14 protein-coding genes and 4 pseudogenes are annotated in these 21453 nt (G+C 44.9%); 15 read left to right on the top strand and 3 right to left on the bottom strand.

Translation table 11 applies throughout. The features are described 5' to 3' along the window. The first annotated feature begins 4 nt into the window (after window positions 1-4). From QA442_RS12690 to nrnB, 13 genes and pseudogenes are all read left to right on the top strand, one after another. On the top strand, window positions 5-3844 hold the full coding sequence (locus QA442_RS12690) for a non-ribosomal peptide synthetase (protein ID WP_095432867.1): 3840 nt from the start codon (window positions 5-7) through the stop codon (window positions 3842-3844). 111 nt (window positions 3845-3955) lie between these two features. Then, window positions 3956-4348, top strand: a complete 393-nt coding sequence (locus QA442_RS12695; protein ID WP_014476970.1) for a DUF1360 domain-containing protein — start codon at window positions 3956-3958, stop codon at window positions 4346-4348. 153 nt (window positions 4349-4501) lie between these two features. Beyond that, entirely contained in the window at window positions 4502-6034 is a 1533-nt protein-coding gene (locus QA442_RS12700) for a glycoside hydrolase family 10-like protein (protein WP_095432866.1), read from the top strand. Between the two features lie 117 nt (window positions 6035-6151). Further along, window positions 6152-6328 (top strand): annotated as a pseudogene (locus QA442_RS12705) (GNAT family N-acetyltransferase); the annotation flags it as partial. A 4-nt stretch (window positions 6329-6332) separates the two neighbouring features. Continuing rightward, window positions 6333-6539 (top strand): annotated as a pseudogene (locus QA442_RS12710) (hypothetical protein); the annotation flags it as partial. Window positions 6540-6629: 90 nt separating this feature from the next. Continuing rightward, the gene (locus QA442_RS12715) at window positions 6630-7772 is read left to right on the top strand and encodes an acyl-CoA dehydrogenase family protein (protein WP_095432865.1); all 1143 of its coding nucleotides are present in this window, start codon (window positions 6630-6632) and stop codon (window positions 7770-7772) included. Between the two features lie 43 nt (window positions 7773-7815). After that, a pseudogene (locus QA442_RS12720) lies at window positions 7816-9464 on the top strand (AMP-binding protein). 9 nt (window positions 9465-9473) lie between these two features. Continuing rightward, window positions 9474-10808: an acetyl-CoA carboxylase biotin carboxylase subunit gene (locus QA442_RS12725; protein WP_095432863.1), complete on the top strand. Its 1335-nt coding sequence runs from the start codon at window positions 9474-9476 to the stop codon at window positions 10806-10808. Window positions 10809-10822: 14 nt separating this feature from the next. Beyond that, on the top strand, window positions 10823-11044 hold the full coding sequence (locus QA442_RS12730) for an acetyl-CoA carboxylase biotin carboxyl carrier protein subunit (RefSeq protein WP_014664155.1): 222 nt from the start codon (window positions 10823-10825) through the stop codon (window positions 11042-11044). Window positions 11045-11058: 14 nt separating this feature from the next. Beyond that, on the top strand, window positions 11059-11958 hold the full coding sequence (gene ldeG / locus QA442_RS12735; protein ID WP_095432862.1) for a hydroxymethylglutaryl-CoA lyase: 900 nt from the start codon (window positions 11059-11061) through the stop codon (window positions 11956-11958). A gap of 20 nt (window positions 11959-11978) precedes the next feature. Then, window positions 11979-12761 carry an enoyl-CoA hydratase gene (locus tag QA442_RS12740; RefSeq protein ID WP_071581699.1) on the top strand — a complete coding sequence of 261 codons (783 nt, stop codon included), beginning with the start codon at window positions 11979-11981 and terminating at the stop codon, window positions 12759-12761. 10 nt (window positions 12762-12771) lie between these two features. Continuing rightward, a complete protein-coding gene (locus tag QA442_RS12745; protein WP_095432861.1) occupies window positions 12772-14307 on the top strand; it encodes an acyl-CoA carboxylase subunit beta in 1536 nt (511 codons plus the stop codon). Between the two features lie 169 nt (window positions 14308-14476). Next, window positions 14477-15676, top strand: coding sequence for an oligoribonuclease NrnB (gene nrnB, locus QA442_RS12750; RefSeq protein WP_095432860.1), 1200 nt, complete (start codon window positions 14477-14479; stop codon window positions 15674-15676). Between the two features lie 48 nt (window positions 15677-15724). On the opposite strand, the gene uptA is transcribed toward nrnB, so the two are convergent. From uptA to QA442_RS12765, 3 genes and pseudogenes are all read right to left on the bottom strand, one after another. Then, complete coding sequence (gene uptA, locus QA442_RS12755) at window positions 15725-16321, bottom strand: undecaprenyl phosphate transporter UptA (protein WP_003231529.1); 597 nt, start codon at window positions 16319-16321, stop codon at window positions 15725-15727. Window positions 16322-16393: 72 nt separating this feature from the next. Beyond that, the gene (gene galU / locus QA442_RS12760) at window positions 16394-17287 is read right to left on the bottom strand and encodes a UTP--glucose-1-phosphate uridylyltransferase GalU (protein ID WP_071581696.1); all 894 of its coding nucleotides are present in this window, start codon (window positions 17285-17287) and stop codon (window positions 16394-16396) included. Between the two features lie 6 nt (window positions 17288-17293). Further along, window positions 17294-17745, bottom strand: a pseudogene (locus tag QA442_RS12765) (GtrA family protein). Between the two features lie 579 nt (window positions 17746-18324). Here QA442_RS12765 and xynD point away from each other — a divergent pair. Together xynD and xynC are read left to right on the top strand one after the other, a co-directional pair. Further along, window positions 18325-19866: an alpha-L-arabinofuranosidase gene (gene xynD, locus QA442_RS12770; protein WP_168780962.1), complete on the top strand. Its 1542-nt coding sequence runs from the start codon at window positions 18325-18327 to the stop codon at window positions 19864-19866. 109 nt (window positions 19867-19975) lie between these two features. After that, the gene (gene xynC, locus QA442_RS12775; RefSeq protein WP_279473099.1) at window positions 19976-21244 is read left to right on the top strand and encodes a glucuronoarabinoxylan endo-1,4-beta-xylanase XynC; all 1269 of its coding nucleotides are present in this window, start codon (window positions 19976-19978) and stop codon (window positions 21242-21244) included. The last annotated feature ends 209 nt before the right edge of the window (window positions 21245-21453 follow it).

Raw genomic sequence — 21453 nt, forward strand, 5'->3', positions numbered from 1 at the left:
ATCCGTGAAGAAAGGTGCAGACATTATGGATAACATCAAAAAAATCAAGAACATTTATCCTCTGAGTCACATGCAGGAGGGAATGCTCTTTCATTCCTTCCTCCGTAAAGAGGAGGGAGCATACGTTGAACAGTCGCTTTTTACCATTAAAGGAAGCCTCAGCTATGAATGGTTTCAGCGCAGCATTCAAACCATCATCGACCGCCATGACATTTTCAGAACCGTCTTTTTGCCGCACGTCCCGCATTTGTCGGGACCTCGGCAAGTCGTGATGACAGAACGCGAATTTCATTTGTGCAGCGAAGACATTTCCCATCTGCCAACAAACGACCAGAATGAGTATATTGAATGCTTTAAGGAAAGAGACAAACAAAAAGGCTTTGATTTGCAAAAAGACATGCTGATGCGAATTTCTCTATTCAAAACAGCTGAAGAGGAGCATGTCTGTGTCTGGAGCCATCATCACATTTTAATGGACGGCTGGTGCCTTGGCATCGTACTTCAGGAATTTATGCAGATTTATCAATCTATCTGTACAGGTAAAACACTTTCTTTAGCCCCTGTCCGTCCGTACAGCACCTATATTTCCTGGCTGACAAACCGTGACAAAGCAAAAGCGGCGGAGTACTGGGATGCCTATTTAAAAAACTATAGCACTCCATCACCGCTGCCTCGTGTGTCTGATAAAGAAACAAAAGAAGGGTATCTCCGTGAAGATTTGGTATTTTCATTAAGTAAGTCACTGACTGACAAGCTGAAAGAGACTGCCAAACAACACGGCGTCACCCTCGCTACCCTAATTCAGGCCGTCTGGGGCGTTATGCTCCAGCAATATAACCGCACCGACGACGTTGTATTTGGTGCGGTTGTATCAGGCAGACCGTCAGAAATTCCGGGCGTGGAGCAAATGATAGGGTTGTTTATCAATACCATTCCGGTTCGCATTAAAACACAGCAAGACGAAACGTTCCAAGAACTGCTCAGACGATGCCAGAAAGAAACGCTGGAAGCTGAGCCGTTTACCTGTCAGCCTCTATTTGATATTCAGGCAAACACAACATTAAAACAGGAACTGATTGATCACATTTTCGTCTTTGAAAACTATCCGTTACAGCAGAAAATCGCCGATTCCGCTGATCATACCGATTCACCGCTGCAAATCGATCAAGTTCAAGTATCCGAGCAATCAGGATATCACTTTAATCTTGTCGTTGCTCCCGGCGAAGAACTTGTCATCAAATTCAGCTATAATGCGTTCGTTTACGATGCAGCCTGGATCAGCTGTATCAAGAGACAATTTACGCAAGCGCTGAGCACAGCGGCCCATCACCCTGATACGCCAATTGCTGATTTTTCTTTTCTTGATGCAACAGAAAAAGAGCAGATTGTCACACAGTTCAACAATACAAAAACAGAGTATCCGAAGAATCATACAATTATCGATTTATTTCGAGAACAAGCAGAAAAAACACCAGACCATACCGCACTTGTATATGGGAATATGTCTTTTTCGTATGAAGAGCTTGATAAACGCTCTAATTCACTCGCCAGAGCGTTATATCAAAAAGGGTTTCGGAAAAACGAGACAGCCGGAATATTGGCTGCTCATTCTCCCGAATTCATCATCAGTGTGCTTGCCGTTTTAAAAGCAGGGGGAGCATACCTCCCGCTTGATGCTGAGCTCCCTCCTGAACGAGCCAGCTTTATGCTTGAGGAAACGCAAGCAAAAATGCTGATTGTTCAAAAGGGGCTGGAGCAAACAACTGCATTCTCAGGAACAAGTATCATTTCAGATGCGCAGGGATTGATGGAAGAGAACGATATCCCTATCAACATCAGTTCCAGCCCGGATGATCTTGCGTACATCATGTATACCTCAGGATCAACAGGCCGGCCGAAAGGCGTCATGATCACCAATCGCAATGTCGTGTCCCTTGTCAAAAACAGCAATTACACGTCTGCGTCCGTTGATGACCGATTTATTCTAACTGGATCTATCAGCTTTGACGCCGTCACCTTTGAAATGTTCGGGGCGCTATTAAATGGTGCAAGCCTTCATATCATTGATCAATCGACACTGCTGTCACCTGATCGGTTTGGGACGTATTTGATTGAAAATGACATCACCGTGCTATTCTTAACGACAGCTCTTTTTAATCAGCTGGCACAGGTACGAGCAGACATGTTCAGCGGGCTCCACACATTATATGTCGGAGGCGAAGCACTCTCTCCCGCCCTGATGAATGCTGTCAGACACGCCTGTCCTGATCTTGCGCTTCATAACATTTACGGACCTACGGAAAACACGACATTTTCAACCTTTTTCAAGATGAAAAGAGACTATGCAGGGCCGATTCCAATCGGGAAACCAATCAGCAATAGCACCGCTTATATCTTAGATGCAAAAGGGAAACTTTTGCCAATAGGCGTTCCCGGCGAGCTTTGTGTAGGCGGCGATGGAGTCGCAAAAGGCTATTTGAACAGAGAAGATCTGACAAATGCTGTTTTTTCTCCACATCCTTTCTTGCCTGGAGAAAGAATATACCGTACCGGTGATCTGGCGCGCTGGCTGCCCGATGGAAACTTAGAATACATCAGCAGGATTGACAGGCAGATGAAAATCCGCGGAAAACGAATTGAGCCCGCCGAAATTGAAGCGCGCCTGTTAGAAATGGAAGGTGTGCAGGAAGCGGCAGTGACAATGAGAGAAATTGACGGAGAGGGACAGCTGTACGCTCATTACGTCGGCGATGACAAACGAACAGAAAAGGAGATACGTGCCGATTTGGCGCGTGTGCTCCCAGACTATATGATCCCGCAGCACTGGGTGCGTGTGGACCGGATGCCGCTTACCGGAAACGGAAAAATAGACCGCAGCGCTCTTCCTATACCAGAAAATAAGCCTGACAAACGGAAGGACATCACACTGCCAAGAAACTTGGTTGAGGAAGAATTGGCGAACATTTGGAAGCATGTTCTCGGTGTCAACACAATCAGTATTGATGATGACTTCTTTACACTTGGCGGACATTCACTAAAAGCACTGCAGGTCATACACACCCTGAAGCACCAGCAGCAAATTGATATACCGATTGATTTGTTATTCGAACATCCGACAATCGCTCAGCTTGCCGAAACACTTTACTCTAAACAGCTGACAGAAGCAAATGAACAGCATGTGATCAAACTGAACCAGCACGGCGCGCAAAACCTGTTCTGCTTCCCGCCGATATCAGGATTTGGAATTTATTTCAAAGACCTTGCTTTATTGCTGAATGACAAGGCATCTGTCTACGGATTTCACTTTATAGAACACGACACCCGCATTGAACAATATGTTAATTGCATCACGGACATACAGCCTGAAGGCCCATACGTTTTATTAGGCTACTCCGCAGGCGGAAACCTGGCTTTTGAAGTGGCACAGGCTTTGGAGCGCAAAGGATTGGAAGTCAGCGACTTCATTATCGTGGACGCTTATCTCAAAAAACAGTCTTTACCTATCGATACCGGAAATGACGAATCTGCAGCATATCTGCCTGAAGCGGTCAGAGAAAAGGTGATCAAGAAAAAGAGAAACTATCAGGCATATTGGGCACAATTGCTGAATGAAGGGCGCATCAAAGCAAACATTCATTTCATTGAAGCTGGAATTCAAACCGAAACCAGCGGGCATACAGGCTTGACGAAATGGGAGGGAGCCTGTGGAACCTACAGTGAGTACACGGGCTTTGGCGCTCATAAAGACATGCTGGAAGGAACATATGCTGAAAAGAATGCTGACATCATCCTCGACATAATAGACAAGATCACTTTAAATAACGCGATACTGCAAAAACGATAAGCGAATTAGCGGACAGAGGCATGCATTCTCTGTCCGTCTTTCTGTTTGTATCAAGAATGGATAAAGGACACTAGGGAATGATAACATCATCCTTTTTCTTGGAGGCTTCCCATGGATCACCTATCTTTTCTTACATTTATCATGCTGATTCTAGCCAGTTACAGGCTGACACATTTGATTGTATTCGACAAAATCACAGAATTTATCCGAAAACCTTTTATGAAAAAGAAAAGGATTGTAGATCAAAACGGGCATGTAGACGAAAAAAGCGTGCCGGCTTCTAATTTTGGATACATGCTCAATTGCTACTGGTGTGCCGGTGTTTGGTGTGCCATCTTGATCGGACTTGGCTATCTTTTTTTGCCTCGTATTGCTATACCGCTGATCTTTATTTTAGCCATCGCCGGGGCACAAGCGATCCTTGAAACGGCTGTCGGTGTCGGCGTAAAACTCATTGATGTGTTAAAAAGCCTGCAAACCATGATGAATGATAAAAAGTCCTAAAAGCGGCTCACAACATGCTTTAGGACTTTTTTCGTTTATTTAGTGAGATAGACATAAATCCTGATTTCTTCATTCTGTTAATCACCCTTTTATAGCCCGAGAATACCGTAATAGCGAATAGTGAAAGTGATGTAATGGGGGAGAAGAAACAGAATGAAGGTTTGCCAAAAGTCGATTGTCCGTTTAATTGTCAGCTTGATCGTCGGAACGTTTGTCATCTCCGTTCCGTTTATGGCCAATGCACAGTCTGACAGGGAGCTGAGAGCCGTATGGATAGCTTCCGTATTGAACATTGATTGGCCGTCAAAAAAAGGGTTATCGGTTGAAAAGCAAAAGCAGGAGTATAGCAAACTGCTGGATGATGTGCAAAAAATGGGAATGAATACCGTTATTGTTCAGATTAAACCGACGGCTGATGCCTTTTATCCATCCGCTTACGGACCTTGGTCTGAATACTTAACAGGTGTCCAAGGGAAAGACCCGGGCTATGATCCGCTTGCATTTATGATTGAGGAAACCCACAAACGAAATTTGGAATTTCACGCGTGGTTTAATCCTTACCGTATTACGATGAATCATACAGATCTTAATAAATTGTCTGAAGGTCACCCGGCAAGAAAACATCCAGACTGGGTTGCCGCCTACGGAAACCAGCTGTATTATCATCCGGGCATTCCAGAAGCGAGAGATTTTATCGTTAAAGGAATTGAAGAAGTCGTAAAACATTATGATATCGATGCCGTTCATATGGATGATTATTTTTATCCTTATAAAATAGCGGGAAAGGAATTTCCTGATCAAGCACAGTATGAACAATACGGAAAACACGCTTTTTCGAATATTGATGACTGGCGGCGGGACAATGTGAACCAGCTTGTCAAACAAATCAACCAAACAATTAAAGCTGCAAAACCGTATGTCAAATTCGGCATCAGTCCCTTTGGCGTATGGAGAAACGCCGCAGATGACCCGACCGGATCGAATACAATAGCAGGCGTCAGAAATTATGACGACCTATATGCAGACACAAGACATTGGATCCAAGAAGGTGACATCGATTATATCGCTCCGCAAATTTATTGGAGTATCGGCTTTAACGCAGCGGCTTACGACGTGCTGGCTGATTGGTGGAGCAATGAAGTTAAAAATAGGCCTGTTCACTTATATATTGGCCAGGCAGCATATAAAATCAATAACAATTTTGATCCACCTTGGTCCGACCCCGAGGAATATGTGCGGCAAATCACGTTGAACCGTCAGCATGAGCTGGTGAAAGGAAGCATGCATTTCAGCCTCAAGGACCTCAACAAAAATCCGCTTGGCATCAAAGACAGGCTCATCACTGATCTTTACAGCAAGCCGGCATTGGTTCCGCAAATGCCTTGGCTTGACAGTACCGCTCCAAAAAAACCGAAGCTTACAAAAGTCATCGAAAACAAAAACGGCAACCTTCTGCAGATTAAAGACCATCCATCAAATCAAAAAACGAAAGAAACAGCCTATTACGCAATATACAGAGCCGAAGGGAAAAAGCAGAAAACATTGCTGGCAACGCAAAGAAAAACACATGAGCAGCAAACCTTCTTAGATAACACGGCAGATCCTAACAAGAAATATACGTATTATGTCACTTCAGCAGACCGGCTTCATAACGAAAGCAAGGCTTCCAAACGAACAACAAAATAAGAAATGAGACGGACGGCTTTCCAAGTCGTCTTTTTTAAAAAAATGATGTTGAAAACAGGAAATGATGATAAGCCGCTGAATTTTTATAGAAACAAAAAAAGCAAGGGAGAGACTCGCATGAATGTGGAAGCGGTGTTTGGACATTTTCCAGTATTGGAATCTGAGAACCTAGTACTAAGTAAAATCGAAGAGATCCATGTACAGGACGTGTTTTCGATCTATGATAATGAAAAAGGATTCAATTACTGCGGAATCATCCCGAAACATAACATAAAAACAGTACATAACATGATTACCCAAACTCGACCGATCACAGTACGCGGTGATCAAGCTCGGTATATGGGGGTCAGCGGTCGGTTTATTGATTGATACGATTTCCCTTTGGAATCATCCCCTTATCTTCCCGGCTCTATCAAAGGGCCAAGTCATTGCGTTTGCGATATGGATGGTATGCGCCTACGGCATGTATTTGCTCATTCCGCTGATATTATCACATAAAAAATGATTCAGTTTTAATTTTCAGACTTTTCTTGTCAGGGAATGATTATAGAACTCGCCTAATAAAATGTTACAAAGATGTGAAGGGGGAAACGACGTGAATTTTGAGCTGACAAAAGAACAACAAATGGTGCGTGAAATGGTAAAAGATTTTGCGAAAAAAGAAATTGCTCCTCACGCTGAACATGTAGATCAAACGGGCGAGTTCCCGATCCAAACATTTAAAAAAATGGGTGAACTCGGGCTGATGGGTATTCCATTTCCAGAAGCGTACGGCGGATCTGGCGGTGATACGATTTCATATGCCTTAGCGGTTGAAGAAGTCGGCAAAGCTTGCGGCAGTACTGGATTAAGCTACGCTGCAGCGGTCTCATTAGGCGCCAGCCCTCTTTATTACTTTGGAACAGAAGAACAAAAACGGACGCATTTGACGCCGCTGGCTTCGGGCACAGCACTCGGATCATTCGGCCTGACGGAACCAAATGCCGGCTCAGATGCGGGAGGCACTCAAACAAAAGCGATTTCAAATGGTGACGAATATGTAATCAACGGCGAAAAGTGCTGGATCACAAATGCAAGCTACGCACGGACAGTTATTGTGACCGCGGTAACAGGCAAAAACAAAGACGGAAAAAACATCATCTCCGCATTGATTGTGCCAACTGACACACCAGGACTTACGATTACGAGCCCGTACGATAAAATGGGCGTCCGTGGTTCGAATACAGCAGAAATTTTGCTTGAGGATGTAAGAGTGCCTGCGGGCAACTTACTCGGCGATCCAACAAAAGGATTTAAACAATTTCTATATACGCTGGACGGCGGGCGAATCTCCATTGCTGCTCTTGCGGTTGGCATTGCCCAGGCGGCACTTGACGCATCATTGGCATATGCGAAAGAACGGAAGCAATTTGGACAGCCGATTTCTTCCTTCCAAGCGATTCAATTTAAGCTTGCTGACATGGCGATGGAAATTGATCTGGCACGGCAAATGGTGTTAAAAGCAGCCTGGCTGAAAGACCATAACCGCCCGTTCACAAAAGAAGCGGCGTACGCCAAGCTGTTCGCATCTGAAATGGCGACTAGAGCTTGCAATCAAGCCATTCAAATCCATGGAGGTTCAGGATATATGAAAGAGTACGGGGTGGAACGGATGCTGCGGGATGCAAAATTAATGGAAATCGGTGAAGGCACATCTGAAATTCAGCGCCTCGTAATCGCCAGACAGCTTTTAAAATGAAAATGTAAACGCTTTCTCACTATTAAGAAAGGAGGAACAATCAATGGCTGAACTCATCCATTCCACAATCGGCAGGCTCCTGGAACAAACAGCTGAAGCGCATCCCCATCGAGACGCGGTTGTGTATCCAGACCGGAATATCCGCTATACGTACGCCCAATTTGACAGTCTGTGCCGCCAAACCGCTAAAGGTCTTATGCGGATGGGGATTGGAAAAGGAGATCACGTCGCCATATGGGCTTCTAATATCCCTGAATGGCTTGCCGTCCAGTTCGCAACTGCGAAGATTGGAGCCGTGCTCGTAACCGTCAATACCAATTATCAAGCACACGAGCTTGATTACTTGTTAAAGCAATCGGATGCCGCAGCGCTTATCATCATGGATTCATACAGGGGCACTTCTTATCCAGACATTGTGAACAGTTTGATACCAGAACTGCAAGAAGCAAAGCCCGGCCAACTGAAATCAGAACGCTATCCCTTTTTAAAAACACTGATCTATATTGGCAATAAACGATTGCCTGGCTTATATCATTGGGACGATATAGAGAGATTGGCGAAAACAATGACAGATGCTGAGCTGGAAGCAAGAATGAACAGCCTGGATAAGGACGATGTGATTAACATGCAATACACATCAGGAACAACAGGGTTTCCTAAAGGCGTGATGCTGACCCATTTTAATGTCATCAATAACGCTGCCAATATTGCTGAATGTATGGCTTTATCCGCTCAAGACCGCATGTGCATCCCGGTTCCGTTTTTTCACTGCTTCGGATGCGTGCTCGGGGTTTTGGCATGTGTGTCCGTCGGGGCAGCCATGATACCTGTTCCAGAATTTGATCCCGTTACCGTCCTTAAAACGGTAGAAAAAGAGAAATGCACAGCGCTGCATGGTGTGCCTACCATGTTTATCGCCGAGCTGCATCATCCGGATTTTGATGCATATGATCTATCAACGCTCCGAACAGGCATCATGGCCGGCTCTCCTTGTCCAAGTGAAGTAATGAAAGCTGTGATTGAAAGGATGGGCATGAAAGACATTACGATCGCCTATGGACAAACAGAAGCCTCGCGGTCATTACGCAAACGAGGGCAAATGATTCCTTCATAAGAAGAGTCGAAACAACCGGCCGAGCCCTGCCGCATACTGAAGTGAAAATTGTAGAGCCCGGGACATGCCAAGAAGTTCAAAGAGGCGTGCAGGGAGAGCTATGCACCCGCGGCTATCACGTCATGAAAGGCTATTATAAAGACAAAGAAGCGACCAGAAAAGTAATCAATCATGACGGATGGCTATTTACAGGAGATCTTGCTGTCATGGATGAAGACGGGTACTGCCGTATCACCGGAAGATTAAAAGATATGCTCATCAGAGGCGGCGAGAACATTTACCCGCGGGAAATTGAAGAATTTTTATACCGGCATCCCGCTGTTTTAGACGTACAGGTCGTTGGTGTGCCTGACGCCAAATTCGGGGAGGAGGCTGCAGCCTGGATTAAACTGAAAGACGGTAAAAGCGTTTCATCTGATGAGCTTAAAGCCTATTGCAAAGGAAAAATCGCCCGCCACAAAATTCCGCGTTATGTGATTTTTACAGACGACTATCCGATGACGGCTTCAGGCAAAATTCAAAAATATAAACTGCGAGAAAAAACCATTGAAATGTTCAACTTATCATCAACTCAATGAGGTGAAATCATGTTTACTAAAGTACTGATCGCCAACCGCGGAGAAATTGCAATGAGAATTATCCGAACGTGCAGCCGTCTAGGCATCAAAACAGTCGCGGTTTATTCAGAAGCAGACAAGGAAGCGTCCCATACAAAAGCCGCTACAGAGTCTTATTTGATCGGGGAATCAAGAGTCAGTGAAAGTTATTTAAATATAGAGAGAATCATAGAGACGGCAAAAAAAGCAAATGCCGACGCGATCCACCCGGGATATGGATTGTTATCAGAAAACAGCCGATTTGCTGAACGCTGCAAGCAAGAAAACATCGTGTTTATCGGACCTTCACCCGATATCATCGCAAAGATGGGCAGCAAAATTGAAGCGCGCAAAGCAATGGAGGCTGCGGGTGTCCCTGTGGTGCCCGGCGTTTCAGAACCCCTCGAAGACATAGAGGCAGCCTGCCGCACTGCTGGTCAAATCGGATATCCTGTCATGCTGAAAGCTTCAGCAGGCGGAGGCGGCATCGGAATGCAGCTTGTTGAAAATGAAGAAGCATTAAAAAAAGCGTACGAGGGGAACAAAAAGCGCGCGGCAGATTTTTTCGGTGACGGATCAATGTATATAGAAAAAGTCATTGAACATGCACGCCATATCGAAGTTCAGCTTTTAGCCGATCAACACGGCCATACAGTACATCTGTTTGAACGCGATTGCTCAGTTCAGAGGCGCCACCAAAAAGTCATTGAAGAAGCGCCGTCTCCATTTGTAGACAATGAACTGAGAATGAGGATTGGGCAAACGGCAGTAAAAGCAGCAAAGTCAATCGGCTATACGAACGCAGGCACCATCGAATTTATAGTTGACCAAAAGCAAAATTTTTATTTCCTCGAAATGAATACGAGACTGCAAGTTGAACACCCCGTGACTGAAGAAATAACAGGCCTGGACTTAGTTGAGCAGCAGCTGCGAATTGCTGCGGGCCATACACTCACATTCTCTCAAAAAGACATCAAACGAAACGGGCATGCGATAGAGGTGAGAATATACGCGGAAGACCCCAAGACCTTCTACCCGTCACCAGGCACGATCACTGCGTTCTCACTCCCTGACCATAAAGGGGTCAGACACGAATGTGCGGTAGCAAAAGACAGCATTGTTACCCCTTTTTATGACCCGATGATCGCTAAGATGATCGTCAAAGGCCAGTCCAGAACAGAAGCAATTGAAAAACTGGAGACAGCGCTTCGCGACTACCATGTAGAAGGAATCAAAACAAATCTTCCGCTTCTCATACAGGCTGCGGCATCAAAGGCATTTAAAGAAGGGGATGTTACGACTGACTTTTTGAAACAACACCTATAAAGGAGGCAGTTGTTATGACAGTTAGCATACAAATGGCAGGAAACCTGTGGAAAGTCCACGTCAAAGCCGGCGACAAAATTGAAAAAGGCCAGGAGGTTGCCATTTTGGAATCGATGAAAATGGAAATCCCAATCGTTGCCGATAGAAGCGGAGTCGTAAAAGAAGTCAAAAAAAATGAAGGCGACTTTGTAAATGAAGGCGACGTACTGCTCGAACTAAGCGATTCCACTCAATAATTTGGAGGAAGACCATGTCATATCCTAAAAAAGTGACAATCAAAGAAGTCGGCCCGCGTGACGGTTTACAAAACGAGTCCGCATGGATCGAAACAAAGGATAAAATAACCTGGATCAACCAGCTTTCCCGGACAGGGCTTTCGTATATTGAAATCACATCCTTCGTTCATCCGAAATGGATTCCGGCGCTTCGAGATGCTATTGATGTGGCAAAAGGCATCAACCGTGAAAAAGGGGTGACGTACGCGGCACTTGTCCCGAATCAAAAAGGGCTGGAGAATGCGCTTGAAGGAGGCATTAACGAAGCTTGCGTTTTTATGTCCGCCAGCGAAACGCACAACAGAAAAAACATCAATAAATCCACTTCTGATACTCTTCGTGTACTCAAACAAGTAAACAATGACGCAAAAAAAGCAAACCTCACAACAAGAGCCTACCTCTCGACTGTTTTCGGCTGTCCGTACGAAAAAGTTGTCCCCGTTGAACAAGTCATTCGCCTTTCAGAAGCTCTATTTGAATTTGGGATTTCTGAACTGTCACTTGGAGATACGATTGGAGCGGCTAATCCCGCCCAGGTTGAAACTGTACTTGAAGCTCTATTGGCACGATTCCCCGCGAATCAAATCGCCCTGCATTTTCATGATACGAGAGGAACGGCGCTCGCCAACATGGTCACAGCGCTCCAAATGGGCATCACGGTATTCGACGGCTCGGCAGGCGGGCTTGGCGGATGTCCATATGCGCCAGGTTCATCAGGAAACGCCGCAACTGAGGATATCGTGTACATGCTTGAACAGATGGGCATCAAAACAAATGTAAAGCTCGAAAAACTGCTATCTGCGGCCAAATGGATTGAAGAAAAAATGGGCAAACAGCTGCCGAGCCGAAATTTACAAGTATTTAAATCATCTTGATAAAAGAGAGGACGCATACAATGGGAGAATCTATTCTTTTCACTGTGAAAAATGAACATATTGCGTTGATCACCTTAAACAGGCCTCAAGCGGCAAATGCTCTTTCAGCAGAAATGCTTAGAAACCTGCAAATGAGTCTTCAGGAAATTGAATTCAACTCAAACATTCGCTGCGTCATCCTCACCGGCACCGGCGAAAAAGCGTTCTGTGCGGGGGCAGACCTGAAAGAACGAATAAAACTAAAAGAAGATCAGGTTCTGGAAAGTGTATCTCTCATTCAAAGAACAGCGTCTTTCCTTGAAGCCTTGCCGCAGCCAATCATAGCCGCGATAAACGGCAGCGCATTAGGCGGCGGGCTAGAATTGGCATTGGCATGCGATCTTCGAATTGCATCTGAATCAGCTGTGCTGGGACTCCCGGAAACAGGGTTAGCTATTATTCCAGGCGCTGGAGGGACCCAAAGACTGCCCCGGCTGATTGGCAGAGGAAAAGCCAAAGAATTAATTTATACCGGCAGACGCGTAACCGCTCATGAAGCAAAAGAAATAGGCCTTGTAGAGCATGTCACGGCTCCTTGTGACCTTATGCCAAAAGCAGAGGAACTGGCTGCAGCTATTTCTGCTAACGGGCCGATCGCTGTCCGTCAAGCTAAATTCGCAATCAATAAAGGATTGGAGACAGATCTCGCTACAGGTCTTGCGATTGAACAAAAGGCGTATGAACATACCATTCCTTCAAAAGACAGGAGAGAAGGACTTCAGGCATTTCAAGAAAAAAGACGGGCCGTATATAAGGGAATATAAAAGGGAGGCAATGCTCATGGATTATGAAAAGGAACGAACAGAATTGGCCGAACGAATCCGAAAAGGCGGAGCGGAAAAGTATCACCAAAGCAATCGAGAAAAAGGCAAGCTCTTTGTCAGAGAGCGGCTCTCGCTTCTCTTTGACGATGGCATTGAGCTAGAAGACGCTTTTTTTGCGGAATGCATGTCAGACGGCCTTCCCGCTGACGGAGTGGTAACAGCGATCGGCAAAATCGGCGGCCAAACCGTTTGCGTCATGGCAAATGATTCAACAGTGAAAGCGGGCTCCTGGGGAGCTAAAACCGTTGAAAAAATCATCAGAATTCAAGAAACTGCCGAAAAACTAAACGTTCCGCTCATTTATTTAGTCGATTCAGCAGGCGCCAGAATCACCGATCAAATCAATGTCTTTCCAGGGAGACGCGGAGCAGGAAGAATTTTTTATAATCAAGTTAAATTATCGGGACGCATTCCGCAAATCTGTTTGCTTTTCGGACCGTCTGCGGCAGGAGGCGCTTATATTCCGGCCTTCTGTGATATCGTCGTTATGGTAGACGGTAACGCCTCCATGTATTTAGGCTCGCCTAGGATGGCGGAAATGGTCATTGGCGAAAAAGTGTCTCTCGAAGAAATGGGCGGCGCTCGTATGCATTGCTCAATCTCCGGCTGCGGAGATATTCTTGCAGAAACTGAAGAAGAAGCCATACATCTGGCGCGGGCTTATTTGTCTTACTTTCCGGCAAATTTTCAAGAAAAAGCGCCCATTCATGAGGAACGCCCGCCAAAACACTTCGACATCCCGCTTGCCGACGTCATTCCGCAAAACCAGAACGCACCTTTTGATATGCATGAGCTGATTGAGCGGATCATTGATGAAGGGTCATTTTTTGAGATCAAAGCCTTATTTGCACCAGAATTAGTAACAGGCTTCGCACGGATCGAGGGACAGCCTGTCGGCATTGTTGCAAACCAGCCGAAGGTTAAAGGCGGCGTCTTATTCCATGATTCAGCAGACAAAGCGGCTAAGTTTATTACCTTATGTGACGCATTTCATATCCCGTTGCTGTTCTTAGCGGATATTCCCGGTTTTATGATTGGCACAAAAGTGGAACAGGCGGGGATTATCAGACACGGAGCGAAAATGATTTCTGCGATGTCGGAGGCAACTGTTCCAAAGCTCTCTGTCATTGTGCGAAAAGCGTACGGAGCGGGGCTATATGCAATGGCAGGGCCGGCATTTGAACCGGATTGCTGTCTAGCGCTCCCAACCGCCCAAATCGCCGTCATGGGCCCTGAAGCCGCGGTAAACGCTGTCTACGCTAAAAAAATCGCCGAACTGCCAAAAGAAGAGAGAGCCGCATTTATCGGCAGCAAACGGGAGGAATACAAAGAAGACATCAATATCTACCGTCTGGCTTCTGAAATGATCATTGATGCTGTTATCCCAGCCAATTCGCTGCGTGATGAGCTGGCCAAACGGCTGAAGGCCTACATGACAAAGGAAATGACATTTACCAATCGAAAGCATCCGGTTTATCCGGTATAAAAAAGCAAGAACTTAGGAGCGCCAAAAGCGCTCTTTTATATATTCACAATAATAATATTATGTAAACTAATCGCCTTTGCATAAAACGCTTTGTTTTTTAGAATAGTAAATAAAGGCTGCCGCATCTTTAGCGGCAATTGTCAGTTTATCATAAAAAGGGGCCTACATTATGTATCATTTATATTCACATAACGACTTGGACGGAGTAGGGTGCGGAATCGTAGCAAAATTGGCATTCGGAAAAGACGTTGAGGTCCGGTATAACTCTGTCAACGGCTTAAACGCACAGGTGCAGTACTTTTTGGAAAAAATGAAGGAGAGCAACAGACAAGATGCATTATTCATCACCGATCTCGCCGTCAATGAAGAAAACGAACAGAGATTGAATGATTATGTTCATGCAGGGGGCAACGTGAAGCTTATTGACCACCATAAAACAGCCCTTCATTTGAATGAGCATGAATGGGGATTAATCCAGGTGGAATACGATGATGGAAGGCTCACATCCGCGACGTCACTTTTATATGGCTATCTTGTTGAAAATGGCTTCATGAAACCCACAAATGCCTTAGACCAATTCACAGAGCTCGTCCGCCAATACGATACATGGGAATGGGAGCGGTACGATCAAAAACAGGCGAAGCGGCTTAATGATCTTTTCTTTTTGTTGTCAATTGATGAATTTGAGGCAAAAATGATTCAGCGCCTTTCCTCGCATGACGAATTTTTCTTCGATGATTTTGAAGAAAAACTGCTTGATTTAGAAGACGAAAAAATTGAGCGTTACCTCCGAAGAAAGAAAAGGGAAATGGTACAAACCTTTGTGCACGAACACTGTGTAGGCATTATTCACGCTGAATCGTACCATTCAGAACTGGGAAACAGGCTAGGGAAAGATAATCCTCACCTCGATTACATTGCGATTTTAAGCATGGGATCAAAACGAGTCAGTTTGCGCACCATTCATGATTACATCGATGTGTCAGAGATCGCCGGCCGATACGGAGGCGGAGGGCATGCAAAGGCATCCGGCTGTTCAATAACCGATGAAGTATACGAGTTGTTTGTAACTGAAGCTTTCCGGATTGATCCTGTACGGCCTGATGCTTTCCGTAACATCTATAATCTAAAAGGATCTGCGAACGGATCATTATATGAAAATCGTGCTCAAATGAGATTTTTTCTGTTTCCTTTAGACAACAAGTGGAATATCCAAATTAATGGGGAAACACAGGATGAAACATTCGCAGCGTTTGAAGAAGCAGAATGGTTCATTAAAAGAAATTATGCCGCATCGCTCGTGCGGGATGAAGTGTTTGTCGCATTTTTAGCGGAGAATCTGAAGCTGGCAAATCAGCATCGCAAGTAAATAAATATGCATAGGGGAGCGTCATTCACCCCTATGCATATCCGCTAGCTATCGTTTGAATATGGCTGTACGTTTCTTGATCACAAAATAAAGGGCTATCACAACAACAGCCAATATCATAATCGGTGTTGTATAAGTACCCGCTATGTTCTCTACATCATCCCACTGGCTTCCCAGCTGTATGCCTAAATACACAAACAGGATAGACCAAGGAATGATAGCAAGCACAGTCAGTACCACAAACTTGAGAAATGGCATTCTGGCAATACCTGCTGGAATGGATATCGCATGTCTGACAACCGGTATAAAACGAGCCGAGAAAACAACCCCGGCGCCGTACTTTTGAAACCAGTTTTCCGACATGTCGATATGATGCTTTTTAATCAATAAATACTTCCCGTATTTGTCCAAAAATGGTCTGCCTCCATAGCGGCCGATCCAGTAAATAAAGATCTGGGCAATGGTACCTCCGATAACACCCGCAATAATGGCGCCAATAAACCCAATCGTGCCTTCCGATACCATATAGCCGCCATAAGCTAATACAATCTCACTCGGAATGATTTCAATCATTAACCCAATCGCAATACCCGCATATCCCATGTTCGTCAGCCATGTTAAAATTTCGCTTATCAAACTGCCCACATTCTTCACAACCTGTCCTAATCTTTTTCACTATTATATGACTGATTGACGAGCAAGATGGTTACAATTTTTTTACCGCAGCATTTCTTTCGTTTCCCGTTTGATTACACCTTCTAAATAGGTCAAAAGCTGAGATCTCATTTCGGGACGCATTAAGCCGATTTCAGTGCTCGCTTTAAAACAGCCCAGCTTATCGCCAATGTCATATCGATTTCCTTCCAGCAGTCGAGCATGGATCGGCTCATTACGGCAAACCTCACGAAGCGCATCTGTGAGCTGAATTTCGTTTCCCGCGCCTCTGCCAATTGACTTCAAAACGGGGAAGATCGAAGAATTCAACACATACCGTCCCATTACGGCGATGTCGGAAGGCGCTTCTTCAGGTGAAGGCTTTTCAACTAAATCGTTCACTTCATACACATGCCCATGAGTTCCAGACGTATTAATAATACCATATTTGCTGACATCCTCAGGGAGAACTGACTGTACACCGACAACCTCTGTGCCATAAACGTCATATACATCCATTAATTGCCGAAGAGCCGGTGTTTCAGACACCATAATATCATCACCTAAGAGAACGGCAAAAGGCTCATCTCCGATAAAATGCTCCGCACACAGTACCGCATGGCCTAATCCGAGCGGTTCTTTCTGGCGGATGTAATGAATGTTGGCCAAATCGGCGATCTGCTGCATTTCTTCAAGTGTCTCCGTCTTGCCTTTTTCCCGCAGATTGAATTCCAATTCCGCCGATCGGTCAAAATGATCTTCAATCGAGCGTTTGTTTCTCCCTGTAATAATCAGTATATCTTCAATTCCTGACTCTACGGCCTCTTCTACAATATATTGGATTGCTGGTTTGTCGACGATTGGGAGCATTTCTTTAGGCTGCGCCTTTGTCGCCGGCAGAAATCTCGTTCCTAAACCCGCTGCGGGAATAACCGCTTTTCTCACTTTTTTTCTCATTCATCTTCACTCCTGATCCTGTATATTTTTCAGCGAATCTCCAAATACCCAGATTCGGTTTCCTATAAAATTCATCATCATTCCGCCGATAGTGGCGGCGAGCTTACTCACCAAAAGCGAGCATCCGCAGTTTTGAAACAAATAAAGCAGCAAAAAGGTGATCCCCGACGTGGCAATATTAATCATGAGAAAGCGCACAATCTCTTTCCCGTCAGCCTTACGTTTTACACGAAACGTCCAATTCCGGTTCCACACATAGCTGTTGATGATACCTGCCGAATAGGAGCAGATCTGCGCCGACAGATAAGGGACATGACAAGCAGTAAGGAGAAAGAAGACACCAAAATCTATCAGCGTATTGCCGACGCCTACGGTGCAAAAGCGTCCTAATGTTTTTATTTTTTCTTTCAGCATAACGGCACCGACCTCCCTTCATAAAAGATGCGAATAGCTGCCATATTTGTTGATATGGATTACTTTAACGGACAGTGTTGAATAAACAATTAATAAAATATGAACAAAAAATGAAAAAACGGGTATACCGCTCTCTTTACATAAGGATGGACAAAATATGCAGTATGTCGAAGGGGAAGAGGGCGGAATGATAACGAAATGTCTTACAAAGAAGAGAACAATGTAAACAGGAATCAGCAGAAAAAGCAGGCAGAATTCAATAGATTGAGAAGTTTCGAGCCATGATTTCCTATCTGCAGAGATGTCTATTATGTCAATAGCTCTAAAACAACGAGATTCGAGGGAACAGGAAGCGAAGAAGAAGTCGGTAACAGCCGTCTATGTTAGCCCCATCTTATCAATGAATAAATGTATCCAGTTCCTTTGTAGAATCGAACACGAATTCCTCCAAAAGTATCCTATACACAATTTTTTTAATAAGGTAGGATGTTAGACAAAGGGATATTTTGGATAAATATGCATCTCCGTTCAATGGTTTTAGTGGTGCGATCTTCATGACCTGTTGTTATCAAATTCCAAAAGAAAATCCCCCCCATTTTAAGGAAAAAGGAGGATGTTAAGTGATGAGGAAAAAGTGTAGCGTATGTTTATGGATTCTAGTTTTATTATTGAGCTGCTTATCTGGAAAGTCTGCGTATGCTGCCACCAGTACTACAATTGCAAAACATATAGGGAATTCAAACCCGCTTATCGACCATCATTTGGGAGCAGATCCGATTGCGCTGACCTATAACGGAAGGGTTTACATTTATATGTCAAGTGATGATTATGAATATAATAGCAACGGAACAATTAAAGATAATTCATTTGCCAATTTGAATAGAGTATTCGTCATATCTTCAGCGGATATGGTGAACTGGACAGATCACGGAGCCATTCCGGTAGCAGGTGCCAATGGAGCTAATGGAGGCCGTGGAATTGCAAAATGGGCAGGTGCGTCATGGGCACCGTCAATCGCAGTAAAAAAAATAAATGGCAAGGATAAATTCTTCCTTTATTTCGCAAACAGCGGCGGAGGTATCGGGGTTCTCACCGCAGACAGCCCGATTGGTCCATGGACCGACCCAATCGGAAAACCGCTCGTAACGCCAAGTACGCCAGGAATGTCTGGTGTTGTATGGCTTTTTGATCCGGCAGTATTTGTAGATGATGACGGCACCGGTTACCTGTATGCCGGGGGAGGCGTTCCTGGCGGTTCAAATCCAACGCAGGGACAATGGGCCAATCCTAAAACGGCAAGAGTCATAAAATTGGGGCCTGATATGACGAGTGTTGAGGGAAGTGCATCCACAATTGATGCGCCTTTCATGTTTGAAGATTCGGGATTGCACAAGCATAACGGAACATACTACTATTCCTATTGCATCAATTTCGGCGGCGCGCACCCGGCCGATAAACCCCCGGGTGAGATCGGCTACATGACCAGTTCAAATCCCATGGGTCCCTTTACATATAGAGGGCACTTCCTGAAAAATCCGGGTGCATTTTTCGGAGGCGGCGGAAACAACCATCATGCTGTTTTCAATTTTAAAAACGAGTGGTATGCAGTGTACCATGCGCAAACTGTCAGTTCCGCTCTGTTCGGGGCCGGCAAAGGTTACCGTTCTCCCCATATTAATAAGCTGGTGCATAACCCAGATGGATCCATCCAAGAGGTAGCAGCAAATTATGCAGGTGTAACACAGCTTTCCAATTTAAACCCATATAACCGGGTAGAAGCTGAAACGTTTGCCTGGAATGGACGCATTTTGACAGAGAAGTCCACAGCACCCGGCGGGCCAGTAAATAATCAGCATGTAACAAGCATTCAAAATGGAGACTGGATTGCTGTAGGAAATGCAGACTTTGGAGCGGGCGGTGCCAGGTCATTTAAAGCAAATGTAGCATCCACTTTAGGCGGAAAAATAGAAGTGCGCCTCGACAGTGCTGATGGTAAGCTTGTTGGAACCCTGAATGTACCTTCCACAGGCGGAGCGCAAACGTGGAGAGAGATAGAAACTGCAGTAAGCGGGGCAACCGGTGTGCACAAAGTATTCTTTGTATTTACCGGAACAGGTACAGGAAACTTGTTTAATTTTGATTACTGGCAGTTTACACAAAGATAGGATTCGTAATGGGACCGTTTAAAAACGAGACGGGTGACCAGCACCGGAATAGCCCGCCATTATGAATTTTCTAATACCGTAAAAGACACATGACGAAGGAGCGAAATAAATGATTCCACGTTTTAAAAAAACAATTTGTATATTATTAGTATGTTTCACTATGCTGTCAGTCATGTTAGGGCCAGGCGCTACTGAAGTTTTGGCAGCCAGTGATGTAACAGTTAATGTATCTGCAGAGAAACAAGTGATTCGGGGTTTTGGAGGGATGAATCATCCGGCTTGGGCTGGGGATCTTACAGCAGCTCAAAGAGAAACGGCTTTTGGCAATGGACAGAATCAGTTAGGCTTTTCCATCTTAAGAATTCATGTAGATGAAAATCGAAATAATTGGTATAAAGAGGTGGATACTGCCAAGAGTGCAGTCAAACATGGGGCAATCGTTTTTGCTTCTCCCTGGAATCCTCCAAGTGATATGGTTGAGACCTTTAATCGTAATGGTGATACATCGGCTAAACGGCTGAAATACGATAAGTACGCCGCATATGCGCAGTATCTTAACGATTTTGTTACCTTCATGAAAAATAATGGTGTGAATCTTTATGCGATTTCGGTCCAAAACGAGCCTGATTACGCTCACGAGTGGACGTGGTGGACGCCGCAAGAAATACTTCGCTTTATGAGAGAAAACGCCGGCTCGATCAATGCCCGTGTCATTGCGCCTGAGTCATTTCAATACTTGAAGAATTTGTCGGACCCGATCTTGAACGACCCGCAGGCTCTTGGCAATATGGATATTCTCGGAACCCACCTGTACGGCACTCAGGTCAGCCAATTCCCTTATCCTCTTTTCAAACAAAAAGGAGCAGGGAAAGACCTATGGATGACGGAAGTATACTATCCGAACAGTGATAACAACTCGGCGGATCGATGGCCCGAGGCATTGGATGTTTCACAACATATTCACAATTCGATGGTAGAGGGAGATTTTCAAGCTTATGTATGGTGGTACATCCGAAGATCATATGGTCCTATGAAAGAAGATGGTACGATCAGTAAACGCGGCTACAATATGGCTCATTTCTCGAAGTTTGTGCGTCCCGGCTATGTAAGGATTGATGCAACGAAAAATCCGAATACGAACGTTTACGTGTCAGCCTATAAAGGTGACAACAAGGTCGTTATTGTTGCCATTAACAAAAGCAACACAGGGGTCAACCAAAACTTTGTTTTGCAGAATGGATCTGCTTCAAACGTATCTAGATGGATCACGAGCAGCAGCAGCAATCTACAACCTGGAACGAATCTCACTGTATCAGGCAATCATTTTTGGGCCCATCTTCCAGCTCAAAGCGTGACAACATTTGTTGTAAATCGTTAAGGACACCTAAGGCAAGCGGTACCGCATTGGAGCGGATACGGACATTAACCGCCGAGGGTGCCACAAATAAACCTGCACGGGAATAAAAAAGTTGAAGTCAGAAAAAAGCGATTTTCCGATCAGAAAATCGCTTTTTTTCGTGTCGTGCGTCGTTTTGAAACACATGATTCAAGGTTTTTAAATGCGGGAGGGCATTAGCTTGTTAAAAT

Origin of the sequence: Bacillus stercoris (assembly GCF_029772985.1) — a bacterium.
In the GTDB taxonomy this organism is placed as follows: domain Bacteria; phylum Bacillota; class Bacilli; order Bacillales; family Bacillaceae; genus Bacillus; species Bacillus stercoris.